Genomic DNA, 14,909 nt, shown 5'->3' on the forward strand with positions numbered 1-14,909 from the left:
AACAGATCAATCACTTAAAGTCATGTCCGAAATTTGGGGGCCACTTCTATTCTTAGTCTCGCTGAGGCTCGCTAGAATGACGGATTCCTTTATTTAAGAGTGACTTAAAGTAACTATGAGAGGGTGTTCTTTCTAAGGTCTCGTACTTGCTGAAAGTAGATTCTTAGTTTCGCTGAGGCTCGCTAGAATGACGGATTCCTTTTATTTAAGAGTGACTTAAAGTAACTATGAGAGGGTGTTCTTTCTAAGGTCTCGTACTTGCTGAAAGTAGATTCTTAGTTTCGCTGAGGCTCGCTAGAATGACGGATTCCTTTTATGTAAGAGTGACTTAAAGTAACTATGAGAGGTTGTTCTTTCTAAGGTCTCGTACTTGCTGAAAGTAGATTCTTAGTTTCGCTGAGGCTCGCTAGAATGACTGATTTCTTTTATTTAATAGCAAGTTAAATTAACTGTCATTCTGAACAGCGAGGGACGAGCGTGATTCAGAATCTACTCACCGAGTGCTCCGAGTTTGCAGTAAACGACCGAGCTAGTGAATTACAATGGAAAAGCAACCACAGATCATTAAGGAGAATGAACCATCGACAAGATACCTTGCGTTTACATCCTAACTTCAAAAAATAACTCAGTTCTCTACATTGGTGTTACCAGCCAACTAGCCCAAAGAATGTGACAGCATAAAAACGGAATCGTTGAGGGTTTTACCAAGAAATATCACGTTCACAAGCTCGTTTACTTTGAGCTGTTTGAAGATATGGCAACTGCCATAAACCGAGAAAAGCAGCTTAAGCAATGGAAGCGTAAGTGGAAGCTGGAGTTAGTTAGAGAAACGAATCCCAACTTTCGCGACTTATCCGCTCAATGTTAGTAAAAATCATCCCTATCTTTAAACGTTTTCAACTCAACCACATCGGCTTTTTTAGTTGGGGCGGTTTCCCCTTGTAATGCCTCTCTGAATTTCACGACCTGTTTCTGCAATTCATTCATTAATACGACATTTGTGTGGTTGGGGTTTTTGCAGTTATGAATGACTCTATCTATGTGACTTTGCTGTGCCCACAGTCGAGGTTGCATCTGCTCTGAAGCACCTTCAATCATCTCTTTCGCCATATCGTGACGAAATTGCTCAAAGGCTTCGGGGTCTTGTTCTGCCATTTTTACCATTTCATCGAATGAGGGCAAAACTTGAGGTGTATAACTGTTCGGCATAGCCGCTCCAAATCCATTGGATGTTGCTCCTAGTTACTAAAAGCTTAATCTACATAGAGGATGAGAGCGGATGAATTGTGTCATAGTCTCACTTATAAGAGAGTATGTTCATAATAACGGTTGGTTTGATCGAAGATTTATTGCTGGATTCGGTACACGCAGCGACGTTGACCACTGATGATGTGCTCATCTCGTTCGATTTTGGTTTCGCTACCTAAAAGTGATTGGAAGACATTGAGTTCAGATTGGCACAAACTTGGGCAGCGAGTGGCTGCTTTGCAAATAGGGCAGTGATTTTCGATGAGAATAAACCCATGTTCATCTTTCTCTAATTCTGCCATGTAGCCTTCTTGCTCACGCAGAGTAACAAGTGTCTGTAACTTGCTTTCCAGAGAGTCGCACTGCTCAAGGTGTTGCTGGTAGTTTTGTAGGGTGAGTTTCTCGCGCTCAGATGTGACTTTCTCCAATCCGTCTTTACCGAAGATGTGCTCTACCGCTTCAATAAACTGAATGGTCAGTTCGCCGTGGCGATCAGCAAATTGCTCATGACCTTTTTGTGTAAGGGACCAATGACGGGTTGGGCGCCCAACTTTGACCTTTACATCATGAATCGACAGGATGCCGTCATCTTCTAAACCTTGTAGATGCTGACGCGCACCCATGGTTGTCATTCCCAGTTCAGAAGAGAGTTGTTTCGCAGTGACAGAGCCATCACGCTTAACGATTTGCAAAATCCTATCTACGGTCTTCATATACCCACCATCTATACATCAGTACATATTATGCTCGATAGGGTTAGTAAAGAAAAGTGTTGACTTAATTTGTGTGTGGATTTGTTGGGTATATGTCGTCATTCTAAACAACAAGGAACAAGTGTAATTCAGAATCTATTATCCGTTTGTGCTGTGATTTAAGGTGAATGAAGAAGAGTTTGGGGGCACTGTTATTAGATCCTTAGTCTCGCTTGAGCTCGCTAGGATGACGAACTCTTTTGGTTTATAGCTTGTTAAAGTAGTCGTCATTCTGAACAACGAGGAACGAGTGTGATTCAGAATCTATTATCCGTTTGTGCTGTGATTTAAGGTGAATGAAGAAGAGTTTGGGGCGCTGTTACTCGATCCTTAGTCTCGCTTGGACTCGCTAGGATGACGAACTCTTTTGGTTTATAGCTTGTTTAAGTAATCGTCATTCTGAACAACGAGGAACGAGTGTGATTCAGAATCTATTGTCCGTTTGCGCTGTGATTTAAGGTGAATGAGGAAGAGCTTGGGGGTGCTGTTACTAGATCCTTAGTCTCGCTTGGACTCGCTAGGATGACGAACTCTTTTGGTTTATAGCTTGTTTAAGTAATCGTCATTCTGAACACCGAGGAACGAGCGTGATTCAGAATCTATCATCCGTTTGTGCTGTGATTTAAGGTGAATGAAGAAGAGTTTGGGGCGCTGTTACTCGATCCTTAGTCTCGCTTGGACTCGCTAGGATGACGAACTCTTTTGGTTTATAGCTTGTTTAAGTAATCGTCATTCTAAACAGCAAGGAACGAGTGTGATTCAGAATCTATCATCCGTTTGTGCTGTGATTTAAGGTGAATGATGCTGTGATTTAAGGTGAATGAGGAAGAGTTTGGGGGCGCTGTTACTAGATCCTTAGTCTCGCTTGAGCTCGCTAGGATGACGAACTCTTTTGGTTTATAGCTTGTTTAAGTAATCGTCATTCTGAACAACAAGGAACGAGTGTGATTCAGAATCTATTATCCTTTGATTCTGTGGTCTGGAGGAAGAATAAAGGCTAAGAGCTTGCTGGAATTAGATTCTCAGTCACGTTGAGGCTGACTTACCAGAAAAGAAAGGCTCCAACTCAGAGTGAGTGGGAGCCTCGAATACTGCTTAAAGAATGATATCGCGCACTTCTGGATCTTTACGCTCTAGGTAGTGCGTAGACTTGATGCGACGAATAGTACGACAGCGACCGCGAATCAATAGGGTTTCTGTTGTTGCGATGTTACCTTGACGAGAGATACCTTCCAGTAGATCACCCTTGGTAATACCCGTTGCAGAGAATACTACGTTGTCGCTGCGTGCCATGTCTTCCATCTTTAGAACCACGTTCGCTTGAACGCCCATCTCTTCACAGCGTTGAAGTTCAGCAGCGCCGTAGATGCGGTTTTCTTCAGTATCGCCTTTTACTTCGTGACGAGGAAGAAGACGACCATGCATGTCACCGTCTAGTGCGCGAATCACTGCTGCCGATACTACGCCTTCTGGAGCGCCGCCGATGCAATACATCACGTCTACTTCGCTATCTGGCATACAAGTTAGGATTGAAGCGGCTACATCACCGTCTGGCACTGCGAACACACGAACGCCCATTGCTTGCATCTCTGCGATCACTTCATCGTGACGTGGCTTAGCAAGCGTAATCACAACAAGTGTATCAAGAGTCTTGTTCAGTGCTTTAGCAACGTTTTCTAGGTTTTCTTTTAGAGGTTTACCTAAGTCGATAACGCCTTTTGCACCAGGACCAACAACCAATTTTTCCATGTACATGTCCGGCGCTTTAAGGAAGCTGCCTTTCTCACCGGCTGCTAGCACTGCTAATGCGTTAGATTGACCCATTGCCGTCATGCGTGTGCCTTCAATCGGGTCAACGGCGATATCTACTTCATCACCACCGATGCCCACTTGTTCACCAATGTATAGCATTGGCGCATCATCGATTTCGCCTTCACCAATAACGATTTCACCACTGATGTCTGTTTTGTTCAGCAAGGTGCGCATAACTTCAACAGCAGCACCGTCCGCTGCGTTTTTGTCGCCACGACCAAGCCATTTATAGCCAGCCAGAGCGGCACCTTCAGTAACACGGGAAAATGCCATTGCTAAATCGCGTTTCATGATGTCTCCAAGTAACAAGAGGGAAGAAGAATTTGCGCGGCGATTCTATCACATCGTAAGTTAAACGTTTGCCTTTTTGCTGAGCTTTTACTTTAACTAAGTTGAATTTGATCAATACTTGGGTGAGTTTTTGGCGTCGTGAGAGCAAATTGCATTGTTCAAAAATGCCTCTAGGATAAGAAAAGTCAGCGTTTAGTGAGATTGCGCTGATTTTTTAACCGAATGATGCGAAATATCGAATATAGTGAGTGTTTATCGTCGCTACGCTGAGTAGAATGAACCTTATCGGTAAGGTGCAAGCGAACGCTCGCGCATCGTCCCAACGGAATAACAATAGGTAGGCCAAGATGTCTTTTGAAGTACTAGAACAACTAGAAGCGAAAATTCAAACTGCAGTTGACACAATCACTCTTCTTCAGATGGAAGTCGAAGAGCTGAAAGAAGATAAAGTAAAACTTGAAACAGAAGCTAACGAGCTTCGTTCTCAACGTGAAGAGCTAGAGCAAAAATCTCAGCAAGCTCAACAAGAGCACGCACAATGGCAAGAGCGCATTCGTGCACTACTTGGCAAGATGGACGAAGTGGAATAATCCACTTAAGTATCCAGAATCAAAAACACCCGCTTCGGCGGGTGTTTGCGTATTTGGCGATATTTTTTTAGCGATGTGGCTAGTTGCTAATAAAAGATTAATTTAACTCTGCTTCATCTTCGTCTTCTTCATCGAGCTCTAAGTCTACATTGAGTGGCTCAGGTGAAAGAATGATGCCTGTGCTATCGGCATAGATGTAATCTTCAGGTAGGAAGCTAACGCCACCAAAGTTCACTGGTACGTCGATTTCACCAATGTCTTGATTTGCTGCCCCAACAGGAATTGAAGCGAGAGCCTGAATGCCAAGGTTCATGTCTTCCAGTTCGTCCACTTCGCGAACACAACCATAAACCACAATCCCTTCCCATTCGTTTTCTTCTGCTAGTGTTGCGATTTCTGCATCGATTAAGGCTCTGCGCAAGGAACCGCCACCATCAATCAGCAATACTCGCCCGATACCATCTTGTTCTAACGTTTCACGGATCAGTGCGTTGTCTTCAAAACACTTAATCGTCGTCACTTGCCCGGCAAACGACGCTCGACCGCCAAAGTTACTGAACATCGGTTCAACTACATCTACCTGATCAAGATAGATATCACAGAGTGCTGAGGTATTGTATTCCATAGCGTACCTTTCTAAACAGAAACTGTTGTCTTTGAGTATATCTAGGCATTAAGTCAATGCAATGACAATCCTTTTTTAACTCATCAGAGTTTGAGCTACCACAATTGTTGCAAATAAAACGTTAGTCACCAGTGAGCACTTCACGACAACTGGCATCATAGGTGCAATTTGTGCTGGTTTCTCAGTATCCCAAACGGCTTTCCCGTGGTGGGCTACTACGTAGATGCTGAGCAAGAAGGGTAAGCTGATCCATACTGGCTTGTCTTGAATGAGCAGGTAAGCAGCAAAAGCCAGTAGCGCACCACCAAGCAAAATAAAGTGATACTGCTTGGCTTTACGTTGTCCTAGTCGAACTGCCATGGTGCGTTTGCCACATTCGCTGTCATTTTCGATATCACGCATATTATTGATGTTCAGTACTGCTACCGCCAGCAAACCACAGCCTAGCGCTGGTAAGAATAATGTCGCATCAACATGACCCGTGTGCAGGAAGTAAGTGCCAGATACACCAAGTAAGCCAAAGAAAAGGAATACTGACAAGTCACCTAGACCAACATAGCCGTAAGGCTTACTGCCCATGGTGTACGCAATCGCCGCAAGGATGGCAAGAATGCCTAAGCCAATAAAGGTAATGATGCTTTCAAACGAGCTCAGTGCGTAAAACACCAATGTCAGACCGGCAATGGCAGTCAGAATGATGTTGAAGATGATCGCTTTTTTCATTTGATCCGCTGTGACTGCGCCAGACTGCATCGCCCGCTGAGGACCTAAGCGATTGTCGTTATCTGTGCCTTTCACTGCGTCGCCATAATCGTTCGCAAGGTTAGATAGAATCTGCAGCAGTGTTGCTGTGACAAATGCCATCACTGCGATGGTCAGCGAGAAGTGACCAGCAGAGTATGCAAGTACGCTACCGGTCAAAATAGACACCAGTGCGAGAGGTAAAGTTTTTGGGCGAGCGGCTTCAAGCCAGATCTGCAATGATTGTTTCATGGATATTTCGTGCTAGTAACCAATGTGCCCAGTATAAGCACAAAGCGCTCGATGCGCTATTGACTTGAAACAACTCAATTAAGACTCAAAGACTTATAGAGAAGGAACACAGTTTCCATATTTGAAGCAATAAAACAGCGCTCTTTCATGAAGAGAAGAGGGCGATGCACGCGATGATTAGAACCATAGCCACGCCTGAGTTCGCTAGGATGATGAACTCTTTTGGTTTAGAGCTTGTTAAAGTCACCATCATTCTAAACGAAAAAGCCCAGAAACAAGGTTCTGGGCTTTGGCATGATAGATTGCGATTAAAGAATAAAGCGGCTTAGATCTTCATCTTCAATTGTATCGCCTAGACGATCTTTCACGTAAGCCGCGTTAATCACGAACTTCGCACCTGATTGCTCTGCTGCGTCGTAAGAAATCTCATCCATCAAACGCTCCATCACAGTATGCAGACGACGTGCACCGATGTTTTCAGTGGTTTCGTTTACTGTCCATGCTGCTTCTGCGATTTGCGTGATGCCATCTTCTGTGAATTCTACATCCACGTTTTCAGTTTTCATCAGCGCAACGTACTGTTCTGTCAGAGACGCTTTTGGCTCAGTTAGGATACGTTTGAAATCGTTGCTGGTCAGTGCTTCAAGCTCAACGCGAATTGGTAGACGACCTTGCAATTCAGGGATCAGGTCAGAAGGTTTCGCTACTTGGAATGCGCCAGAAGCGACGAATAGGATGTGGTCTGTTTTCACCATACCGTGCTTCGTTGATACCGTGCTACCTTCAATAAGAGGTAATAGGTCACGCTGAACACCTTCGCGAGAAACGTCAGGGCCAGAGCTTTCACCGCGCTTACAAATCTTATCGATCTCATCGATGAATACGATGCCGTTGTTCTCTACGTTGAAGATGGCAGACTCTTTCAGCTCTTCTTGGTTCACCAGTTTCGCTGCTTCTTCTTCCGCCAATGCTTTCATCGCGTCTTTGATTTTCAGCTTGCGTTTTTTCTTGGTGTCGCCAGCGAGGTTTTGGAACATACCTTGTAGCTGGTTGGTCATTTCTTCCATACCAGGAGGCGCCATGATCTCGACACCCATTTGCGGTGCAGCTACATCGATTTCGATTTCTTTGTCGTCTAGCTGACCTTCGCGCAGTTTCTTGCGGAAGACTTGGCGCGTGTTCGAAGTATCTTCTTTCTGCTCTGTTTGACCCCAAGCATCACGTGCTGGTGGCAGTAGGGCATCAAGAATACGCTCTTCGGCTTGCTCTTCAGCGCGGAATTTTACTTTTTCCATCGCTTGTTGGTGAGTCATCTTCACAGCAACATCGGTCAGATCGCGGATGATGGTTTCCACTTCTTTACCTACATAGCCCACTTCGGTGAACTTTGTTGCTTCGACTTTGATGAAAGGTGCGTTTGCCAGTTTAGCAAGACGACGAGCGATCTCTGTCTTACCAACACCAGTTGGACCAATCATAAGGATATTCTTTGGCGTTACTTCGACACGCAAGCTTTCTTCAAGCTGCATACGACGCCAGCGGTTACGTAGTGCAATCGCAACCGAACGTTTTGCTTTGTCTTGACCAATAATGTGGCGGTTCAGTTCATGAACGATTTCGCGAGGAGTCATTTCAGACATATTCTTTCCTTACTTCGTTACGATTACGCTTAAGCCGTTGGCTTAGGAAGCTCTGCTGTAGATTCTAGCTCTTCTACAGTGTGATGATGGTTGGTGAATACACAGATGTCACCAGCAATGTTCAGTGCTTTTTCTGCGATTTCTCGCGCGTCTAGACCTGTGTTTTCTAATAATGCGGTTGCTGCTGCTTGCGCGTATGCGCCGCCAGAGCCAATGGCGATAAGATCGTTTTCTGGCTGAACGACATCACCGTTACCAGTGATGATCAGTGAAGCAGTTTCATCCGCAACGGCCAGTAGTGCTTCTAGTTTGCGAAGTGCGCGGTCGCTACGCCAATCTTTTGCTAACTCAACGGCAGCCTTAGTAAGGTGACCTTGGTGCATTTGCAGCTTGCTTTCAAAGCGCTCGAATAGGGTAAAGGCATCCGCAGTACCGCCAGCAAAACCAGCAAGAACTTGGTTGTTGTATAGGCGGCGAACTTTACGTGCGTTGCCTTTCATTACGGTATTGCCTAACGACACTTGGCCATCACCCGCGATGACGACTTTATTGTTTCGACGTACAGATACAATGGTAGTCACAGTCGACCTCTTAATTATTTCTCTTTGGATTTAATTAAGTATATGGGGTAAGGGATTCGGGGATTCAAGGGGAAGGTGTTTTTCGATTGCAGACATTACGTTTTGTCATTTTGAACAAGGAAGAGAGCTGGGGTGTGGCGAGGGCGCTGGTTTATACGAACGAGTTGGGTATATACCCTATATAGTGAAACTGAACTGGATTCGTGGTGATGAATGATCTTGAGTCATTCCCTAGCGTGAGAATGAGCAGCACTCTCCAATAAAAGAAAAGACCAACCGATCACTCGGTTGGTCTCTGCACTAATGTATCGAATAAGAATTAAAGATTCTCTTTCCAAATTGCACACGGCTCGATCTTCGCGCGTTGCAACTTGTGGCGATCTTTCTCTGCGTCTCGTTTGAACTTGTATGGACCAAGAACAACACGGTACCAAGAGCTTCCGTCTTTCTTAATGACACGGCTCGTAATACCTTGGAAAGCAATCGCTAGCTTACGTTCTTCAGCTTGGCTCTGTTTTTTGTAAGCGCCACATTGCATCACATAAGGGACTTTTGATACTTCAACTTCTTTGGCAACGACTTCTACTTCACGCTTCGGTAGAGATTCCACGTATTCCCACTTTTCTTCTGGTGGGGGCGGTAACTCTTTCTTCGGCTTTGGTTTGCTGGTGGTCACTGGTTCCTGTTTCGCAACGGGTTGTTTCGGTTCAGGATCATTGCTGAGTAGATATAAGCCGTAGCCAAAACCGCCCACAAGCAGGATTGCTAGTAGACCACTACGCCAAGGTTTCTTTCTGGAAGGTTGTTTTTTTGTCGACTTCTTCGGAGCGCCGCGTCCGCGTCTTACATAATCTCTATTTGCCACGGTTACTTCTGGTCATCAAGGATTCTGGCAAATATGTTAATCCAGAACGCGACGAGAAAACACCCTATTCACGTAATCTTGTTAGCTACGTACAGGATAGGCGTAAAAAACGACGCTAGATGCGTCGCTTTCGTTTCTATTTATGTTGTGGATTCGCTTACTGATTAGCGCAAAGGTGGTGGCGCTGCACTACCACGCACAACTAATTTAGTTTCAAGCAAGCGAGAGCCTGAGTGCACGTCGTGACCTTTCAGTAGCTCTAGCATCATTAACATTGCTTGGCGACCAATCTCATAACGTGGTTGAGAGATGGTGGTTAACGGTGGATCGCAGTATTGCGCGAATTGAATATCATCAAAGCCGACAACCGATAAATCCTGCGGAATACGCAGACCAAGACGTTTCGCTTCTTGGATAGCACCAATCGCCATGGTGTCGCAGTGACAGAATAGAGCGGTTGGTGGTTCAGGCAATTCGAGAAGTTTGCGTACGGCTTGAACGCCACCTTCGAAAGAGAAGTCAGCCACAATGCTGTATTGCTCTTCTTTACTAATACCAGCACGGCGAAGTGCTTGTTGGTAACCTTGTTGGCGGAACTGGCACAGCACCGCAGTATCTGGACCGGAGATCTGAGCAATACGCTTGTGACCAAGTTGCGTCAGGTAGTTCACGGCTTCAAAAGCAGAGGTCAAGTTATCGATATGCACCGTTGGTAGTTCCAGCTCAGGAGCGAATTCGCACGCCATGACCATTGGTGGTAGGTTTTTCTGCTCTGGCTTGCTGACATCAAATGGTAAGTCGGTGCCCAGTAGTAACATGCCATCAGCTTGCTTGGTGAATACTAAGTTTACGAATGAGCTTTCGCGCTTTTTCTGCTGACCGCTATCGCCAAGAAGAACTAGGTAACCGTGTTCCATTGCTGCATCTTCGATACCGCGAATGATTTCAGAGAAATACGGATCGCATATGTCCGGTACGATAGTGACAATGGTCTTTGATTCATTTCTACGTAAATTACGAGCTAATGAATTTGGTGAATAACCAGCTTCAAGTACGGCATCTTCCACTCTCTTTCTTGTTGATGAAGAGACTTTTTCTGGATTCATTAATGCTCGCGATACCGTAGCAGTAGATACCCCTGCAAGCTGGGCAACATCCTTCATTGTCGCCATAGTTTTTACCCTCTTAAAATATTCGCCAAGATGACGTGAGTCATTGTTCTAATTGAAGCCTATGTGACTGATCCACTTTAGACTTTACTAATTTGAATAGTCTATTCATTTCTAAAGGGAAAGTTACGGTCTGTTTAACAAAAATTGCAATCCTAATGTGATTTGACTCACATTAGAAGGTAATTCATTACATAGTTAAACGTTTGCTAGCTGAGATCCTGTGGTTCTATGTCTAAATTCCAGCGAACTTTCTTGGCATTTGGCAACAACTCAATAGCAGGTTTTGCACTGGTTAATAACTTTTGCATCAATGAGCGATGCTGAGTTTGCAGTAACAACTGCCAACGATATTTCCCAGCACGCTTAGCTAATGGTGATGGAGTCGGACCCAAAACCATGCAGGAACCATCAAATAATGGGTGTGATTCAAGGGTGAAGCGAACCTGACGCAAAAAGTCTTCGACCAACTCGCTTTGGTTAGCTTCCGCTTTAAATAGGGTTAAGAAGCTGTAAGGTGGAAGCTGAGCCAACTTACGTTCCTCTAGTGCTGTCATGGCAAAGTCACGATAGTCTTTCTGTAATAGAGACTGAAGCAAGCTGTGCTCAGGGTGGTGAGTCTGTAAAATCACTTCGCCAGGTTTGCTTGCACGACCTGCACGTCCCGCGACTTGAATGAACAATTGCGCCAGCCTTTCCGAAGCCCGAAAGTCACTACTATATAGAGAACCGTCCACGTCCAGTAGCGCCACAAGTGTCACGTTCGGAAAGTGGTGACCTTTCGCCAGCATTTGCGTACCGATCAGGATTTGATATTCGCCTTTACGAATCGATTCGAGAGCATCTTCCAAGCTGCCTTTACGGCGAGTGCTGTCTCTATCAATACGAATCGCGTTGTATTCAGGAAAGAGCTTGGCAAGTTGAAGCTCCAGTTGCTCTGTCCCAACTCCAACGGTTACTAGCTGAGTGGAGCCACAACCTTGGCATTGATGAATCACGGGTTGTTGAGAGCCACAGTGGTGGCATCGGATCTCATTGCTGTACTGGTGGAAGGTATAGTAGGCATCGCAGCGCTTACACTCGGCTGTCCAACCACACTCATGACACATCAACGCAGGAGAAAAACCGCGGCGGTTTAGGAACAGCATGACTTGGTTGCCAGAATCGAGGTGCTTACGCATTTCAGCGATCAGAGGGGCAGATAAGCCACTGTCTAGGTAAAGCCCTTTAACATCCAGTACTTTATTCGTTGTTGGTACCGCAGAGCCTGCGCGTTGGGTGAGCGTTAAGTGGTGATACTTACCAGAAAGTGCGTTGTGCAGTGTTTCTAAAGCAGGTGTCGCAGAACCAAGTACGATGGGTACTTGTTCTTTATGTGCTCGCATCACTGCGACATCGCGAGCGTGGTAGCGCAGGCTGTCTTGCTGTTTGTATGAAGAGTCATGCTCCTCATCGACAATAATAATGCCAAGGTCAGCAAAAGGGGTAAGCAGAGCAGAGCGTGTTCCGATAATGATACCAGCTGCTTTGTCTCGCGCTGAAAGCCAAGCATTGAGTCGCTCAGTATCATTCAAACCAGAATGAATCACGTCCACAGGAACATTGAAGCGATGCTTAAAGCGATTGATGGTTTGCGGTGTTAAGCCGATCTCCGGCACTAAAACCAACGCTTGTTTGCCTTTTTCGAGCACTGGCTTGATCAGGTTTAAGTAGACTTCGGTTTTCCCCGAACCGGTAACGCCCTCTAATAAATAGCAGGCAAATCCGGTTTGGCTATTAACACTGGCGATTGCCAGAGCTTGTTCATGGTTAAGCTTGGGCTTCTCTACTTCACACTCAACTTGCTCTCCCCATTTGGTGATCTCAGGTTTCTTTTCAATACGTTCAATCCAGCCTTTTTCCTCTAAAGACTTGAGCACTGAAGATGGTATTTCTTGATCGCTAAACTCTTGATGTGGAATGGGACCGTCAATCAACATCTGCAGAGCACGCTGCTGTTTAACCGCGCGACCAAGCCCCTGCATAAGTTTATCTTTGCCTGAAGAGGTAATTTGCCACTCGTATAAGGTTGAGAAGTCAGCTGGTTTGCCTTTTCTTAGGGCGGCAGGCATAGCATTGTGCAAGGTGTCGCCAAGAGGATACTGATAAAACTGACTACACCAAGTAAGCAAAGAATAGAGCTTCTCTGACCAAACGGGTTGGGTGTCTAATACAGCTTTAAGTGGCTTAAGTTGCTCTTTAGGAAAGTCAGAGTGATTAACCATCGCGGTGACAATTCCAACTAAAGTTTGACGCCCAAAAGGTACAGAAACTCGCCCACCAATGATCGGAAACAGATGCCCGGGAATGGCATAATCAAACTGTTTGTCGAGAGGGACTGGCAGTGCCACTCTGGCAATGGATGGACGCATAGAATCTTTACTATATAAAAGAGGGAAGAGGGCTATAGTCTATTAAAACGTACTAAGAAATTCGAGTGATCGGTATTTAATGAGGGTAGATTCCTCTCAGTACTAAAGTACTGGTGAAAAAAGTGGCGAAAAAGTTGCCAAATGTGTTGATCCTAGCTTAGTGATTCATTACTATACTGCGCCTTGAGATATGGCTTCGGCGATTGGTCGATGCGGTATCGCACTTTTATTATTAATTACGTGTGGTGTGCGGCTTAGACTCGTATAGCGACACGGCCTACAATTGAGGTTATCCCATGAAAGCTGGTATCCACCCAGAATACAAAGCAATCACTGCTACTTGTTCTTGCGGCAACTCTTTCGAGTTCAAATCTACTCTAGCGAAGGAATCTATCCACCTAGACGTATGTGACAAGTGTCACCCATTCTACACTGGTAAGCAACGTATCGTTGATACAGGCGGCCGTGTTGATCGCTTCAACAAGCGTTTCGGTGCACTATCAAGCGGTAAGAAATAATAGCAGACGCTATTACGATTACAGTTTAAAAAAGGACGCTTCGGCGTCCTTTTTGTTTATTGGCTAGCGCAAAAGTAGGGGAGAATCGAGCGACTAAAATTTGTTCGATTATTTTTCACTCGGCTATTGCATCCTAAAGTGTGATCTGTATAATGCAGCGCACTGGTTAAGCCAGTTGTGAACCAATGAGCAATGAGGAGCGAGTAAATCTTCGGATTTACGAGGTAATGTAGACTCAGCTTATGTTCGCGGTTAATACAATTAGCTATCTTTTCTTCGGAAAAACTATCCCCAGAGGTGACTCTGGTATGTAGGGGTAGTTAATCGAAAATTAACTGACAATGCGTCCTAATCTTGGATGCTACGGTTTCACATAAATCAATCGGCATTCTCTCGTCTTTACGAGTCTGAGTGGCGATATTGTTTGTGTAATTTTTAATATTGGAGCTCTGTCTCATGCAGAACCAACGTATCCGTATCCGCCTAAAAGCATTCGATTACAAACTAATCGACGCTTCTACAGCGGAAATCGTTGAAACAGCTAAGCGCACTGGCGCACAGGTTCGTGGTCCAATCCCACTACCAACTCGTAAAGAGCGTTTCACAGTTCTTATCTCTCCACACGTTAACAAGAAAGCACGTGACCAGTACGAAATCCGTACTCACAAGCGTCTAATCGACATCGTTGAGCCAACAGACAAAACTGTTGATGCTCTAATGCGTCTAGACCTTGCTGCGGGCGTTGACGTTCAAATTAGCCTAGGTTAAGGGAGATTAGAAGAATGATTGGTCTAATCGGTCGTAAAGTGGGCATGACCCGCGTATTTACTGAAGACGGCGTTTCTATCCCAGTAACAGTTGTTGAAGTTGAAGCAAACCGTGTTTCTCAAGTTAAAACTCTTGAGACAGATGGCTACGCTGCAATCCAGGTAACTGCTGGTTCTAAGAAAGCTAACCGCGTAAACAAAGCTGAAGCAGGTCACTTTGCTAAAGCTGGCGTTGAAGCTGGTCGTGGTCTTTGGGAATTCCGTTTGGAAAACGGTGAAGAGTTCGCAGTTGGCGCTGAGCTAACAGTTGAACTATTCAACGAAACTAAGAAAGTAGACGTTACTGGTACATCTAAGGGTAAAGGTTTCCAAGGCGCTGTTAAGCGTTGGAACTTCCGTACTCAAGATATGACTCACGGTAACTCATTGTCTCACCGTGCACCGGGTTCAATTGGCCAATGTCAAACTCCAGGTCGCGTATTTAAAGGCAAGAAAATGGCAGGTCACATGGGTGCTGAGCGTGTAACGACTCAAAACCTAGAGATCGTACGTGTTGACGCTGAGCGCAATCTGCTTCTTATCAAAGGTGCAGTACCAGGCTCAACAGGTGGCAACGTGATCGTTAAACCAGCTGTTAAAGCATAACG

At 45.2% G+C, this 14,909-nt stretch carries 13 protein-coding genes and 2 pseudogenes; 5 read left to right on the forward strand and 10 right to left on the reverse strand.

Annotated features, from left to right (window positions below):
* Positions 1-604: 604 nt before the first annotated feature.
* Positions 605-868: pseudogene (locus tag AACR11_RS21255) on the forward strand (GIY-YIG nuclease family protein).
* Here AACR11_RS21255 and AACR11_RS21260 read toward each other — a convergent pair.
* The 3 genes from AACR11_RS21260 to glpX all read right to left on the reverse strand — a co-directional run bounded on the left by AACR11_RS21260 (position 865) and on the right by glpX (position 4,103).
* Positions 865-1,209 carry a DUF3135 domain-containing protein gene (locus AACR11_RS21260; RefSeq protein ID WP_017190019.1) on the reverse strand — a complete coding sequence of 115 codons (345 nt, stop codon included), beginning with the start codon at positions 1,207-1,209 and terminating at the stop codon, positions 865-867. The pseudogene AACR11_RS21255 and the gene AACR11_RS21260 sit on opposite strands and share 4 nt — an antisense overlap.
* A 137-nt stretch (positions 1,210-1,346) precedes the next feature.
* Positions 1,347-1,961, reverse strand: coding sequence for a helix-turn-helix transcriptional regulator (locus AACR11_RS21265; RefSeq protein ID WP_005446749.1), 615 nt, complete (start codon positions 1,959-1,961; stop codon positions 1,347-1,349).
* Between the two features lie 1,134 nt (positions 1,962-3,095).
* Positions 3,096-4,103 carry a class II fructose-bisphosphatase gene (gene glpX / locus AACR11_RS21270; protein ID WP_005450587.1) on the reverse strand — a complete coding sequence of 336 codons (1,008 nt, stop codon included), beginning with the start codon at positions 4,101-4,103 and terminating at the stop codon, positions 3,096-3,098.
* A 347-nt stretch (positions 4,104-4,450) separates the two neighbouring features.
* Here glpX and zapB point away from each other — a divergent pair, with 347 nt between their 5' ends.
* The gene (zapB, locus tag AACR11_RS21275; RefSeq protein ID WP_005450586.1) at positions 4,451-4,693 is read left to right on the forward strand and encodes a cell division protein ZapB; all 243 of its coding nucleotides are present in this window, start codon (positions 4,451-4,453) and stop codon (positions 4,691-4,693) included.
* Positions 4,694-4,790: 97 nt separating this feature from the next.
* Here the strand turns inward: zapB and rraA are convergent, their stop codons facing one another.
* The 7 genes and pseudogenes from rraA to priA all read right to left on the reverse strand — a co-directional run bounded on the left by rraA (position 4,791) and on the right by priA (position 12,977).
* Positions 4,791-5,318: a ribonuclease E activity regulator RraA gene (rraA, locus tag AACR11_RS21280; RefSeq protein WP_029788851.1), complete on the reverse strand. Its 528-nt coding sequence runs from the start codon at positions 5,316-5,318 to the stop codon at positions 4,791-4,793.
* Between the two features lie 75 nt (positions 5,319-5,393).
* Positions 5,394-6,311 carry a 1,4-dihydroxy-2-naphthoate polyprenyltransferase gene (locus AACR11_RS21285; protein ID WP_005450584.1) on the reverse strand — a complete coding sequence of 306 codons (918 nt, stop codon included), beginning with the start codon at positions 6,309-6,311 and terminating at the stop codon, positions 5,394-5,396.
* Between the two features lie 308 nt (positions 6,312-6,619).
* Entirely contained in the window at positions 6,620-7,951 is a 1,332-nt protein-coding gene (gene hslU / locus AACR11_RS21290) for an HslU--HslV peptidase ATPase subunit (RefSeq protein WP_009698879.1), read from the reverse strand.
* Positions 7,952-7,980: 29 nt separating this feature from the next.
* Positions 7,981-8,532 (reverse strand): ATP-dependent protease subunit HslV, encoded by a 552-nt coding sequence (gene hslV / locus AACR11_RS21295; protein ID WP_029788850.1) that lies wholly within the window; start codon positions 8,530-8,532, stop codon positions 7,981-7,983.
* A 319-nt stretch (positions 8,533-8,851) separates the two neighbouring features.
* On the reverse strand, positions 8,852-9,397 hold the full coding sequence (locus AACR11_RS21300; protein ID WP_005450581.1) for an SPOR domain-containing protein: 546 nt from the start codon (positions 9,395-9,397) through the stop codon (positions 8,852-8,854).
* Between the two features lie 164 nt (positions 9,398-9,561).
* A pseudogene (gene cytR / locus AACR11_RS21305) lies at positions 9,562-10,572 on the reverse strand (DNA-binding transcriptional regulator CytR); the annotation flags it as partial.
* A 203-nt stretch (positions 10,573-10,775) separates the two neighbouring features.
* A complete protein-coding gene (gene priA / locus AACR11_RS21310) occupies positions 10,776-12,977 on the reverse strand; it encodes a primosomal protein N' (protein ID WP_029788849.1) in 2,202 nt (733 codons plus the stop codon).
* A gap of 296 nt (positions 12,978-13,273) precedes the next feature.
* Between priA and rpmE the strand changes: the two genes are divergently transcribed.
* The 3 genes from rpmE to rplC all read left to right on the forward strand — a co-directional run bounded on the left by rpmE (position 13,274) and on the right by rplC (position 14,907).
* Positions 13,274-13,495, forward strand: coding sequence for a 50S ribosomal protein L31 (gene rpmE, locus AACR11_RS21315; protein WP_005450576.1), 222 nt, complete (start codon positions 13,274-13,276; stop codon positions 13,493-13,495).
* Between the two features lie 456 nt (positions 13,496-13,951).
* Positions 13,952-14,263 carry a 30S ribosomal protein S10 gene (gene rpsJ / locus AACR11_RS21320; RefSeq protein ID WP_004410492.1) on the forward strand — a complete coding sequence of 104 codons (312 nt, stop codon included), beginning with the start codon at positions 13,952-13,954 and terminating at the stop codon, positions 14,261-14,263.
* Between the two features lie 14 nt (positions 14,264-14,277).
* Positions 14,278-14,907: a 50S ribosomal protein L3 gene (rplC, locus tag AACR11_RS21325; RefSeq protein WP_005435072.1), complete on the forward strand. Its 630-nt coding sequence runs from the start codon at positions 14,278-14,280 to the stop codon at positions 14,905-14,907.
* Positions 14,908-14,909: the final 2 nt, after the last annotated feature.

Source organism: Vibrio sp. L85 (assembly GCF_963871815.1).
Lineage (GTDB): Bacteria > Pseudomonadota > Gammaproteobacteria > Enterobacterales > Vibrionaceae > Vibrio > Vibrio harveyi.

Coding starts and splice junctions, on each gene's coding strand:
- rraA (WP_029788851.1), bottom strand. CDS start 5,318: ATGGAATACAATACCTCAGCACTCTGTGATATCTATCTTGATCAGGTA.
- rplC (WP_005435072.1), top strand. CDS start 14,278: ATGATTGGTCTAATCGGTCGTAAAGTGGGCATGACCCGCGTATTTACT.
- AACR11_RS21260 (WP_017190019.1), bottom strand. CDS start 1,209: ATGCCGAACAGTTATACACCTCAAGTTTTGCCCTCATTCGATGAAATG.
- AACR11_RS21285 (WP_005450584.1), bottom strand. CDS start 6,311: ATGAAACAATCATTGCAGATCTGGCTTGAAGCCGCTCGCCCAAAAACT.
- zapB (WP_005450586.1), top strand. CDS start 4,451: ATGTCTTTTGAAGTACTAGAACAACTAGAAGCGAAAATTCAAACTGCA.
- rpmE (WP_005450576.1), top strand. CDS start 13,274: ATGAAAGCTGGTATCCACCCAGAATACAAAGCAATCACTGCTACTTGT.
- hslU (WP_009698879.1), bottom strand. CDS start 7,951: ATGTCTGAAATGACTCCTCGCGAAATCGTTCATGAACTGAACCGCCAC.
- rpsJ (WP_004410492.1), top strand. CDS start 13,952: ATGCAGAACCAACGTATCCGTATCCGCCTAAAAGCATTCGATTACAAA.
- glpX (WP_005450587.1), bottom strand. CDS start 4,103: ATGAAACGCGATTTAGCAATGGCATTTTCCCGTGTTACTGAAGGTGCC.
- AACR11_RS21265 (WP_005446749.1), bottom strand. CDS start 1,961: ATGAAGACCGTAGATAGGATTTTGCAAATCGTTAAGCGTGATGGCTCT.
- priA (WP_029788849.1), bottom strand. CDS start 12,977: ATGCGTCCATCCATTGCCAGAGTGGCACTGCCAGTCCCTCTCGACAAA.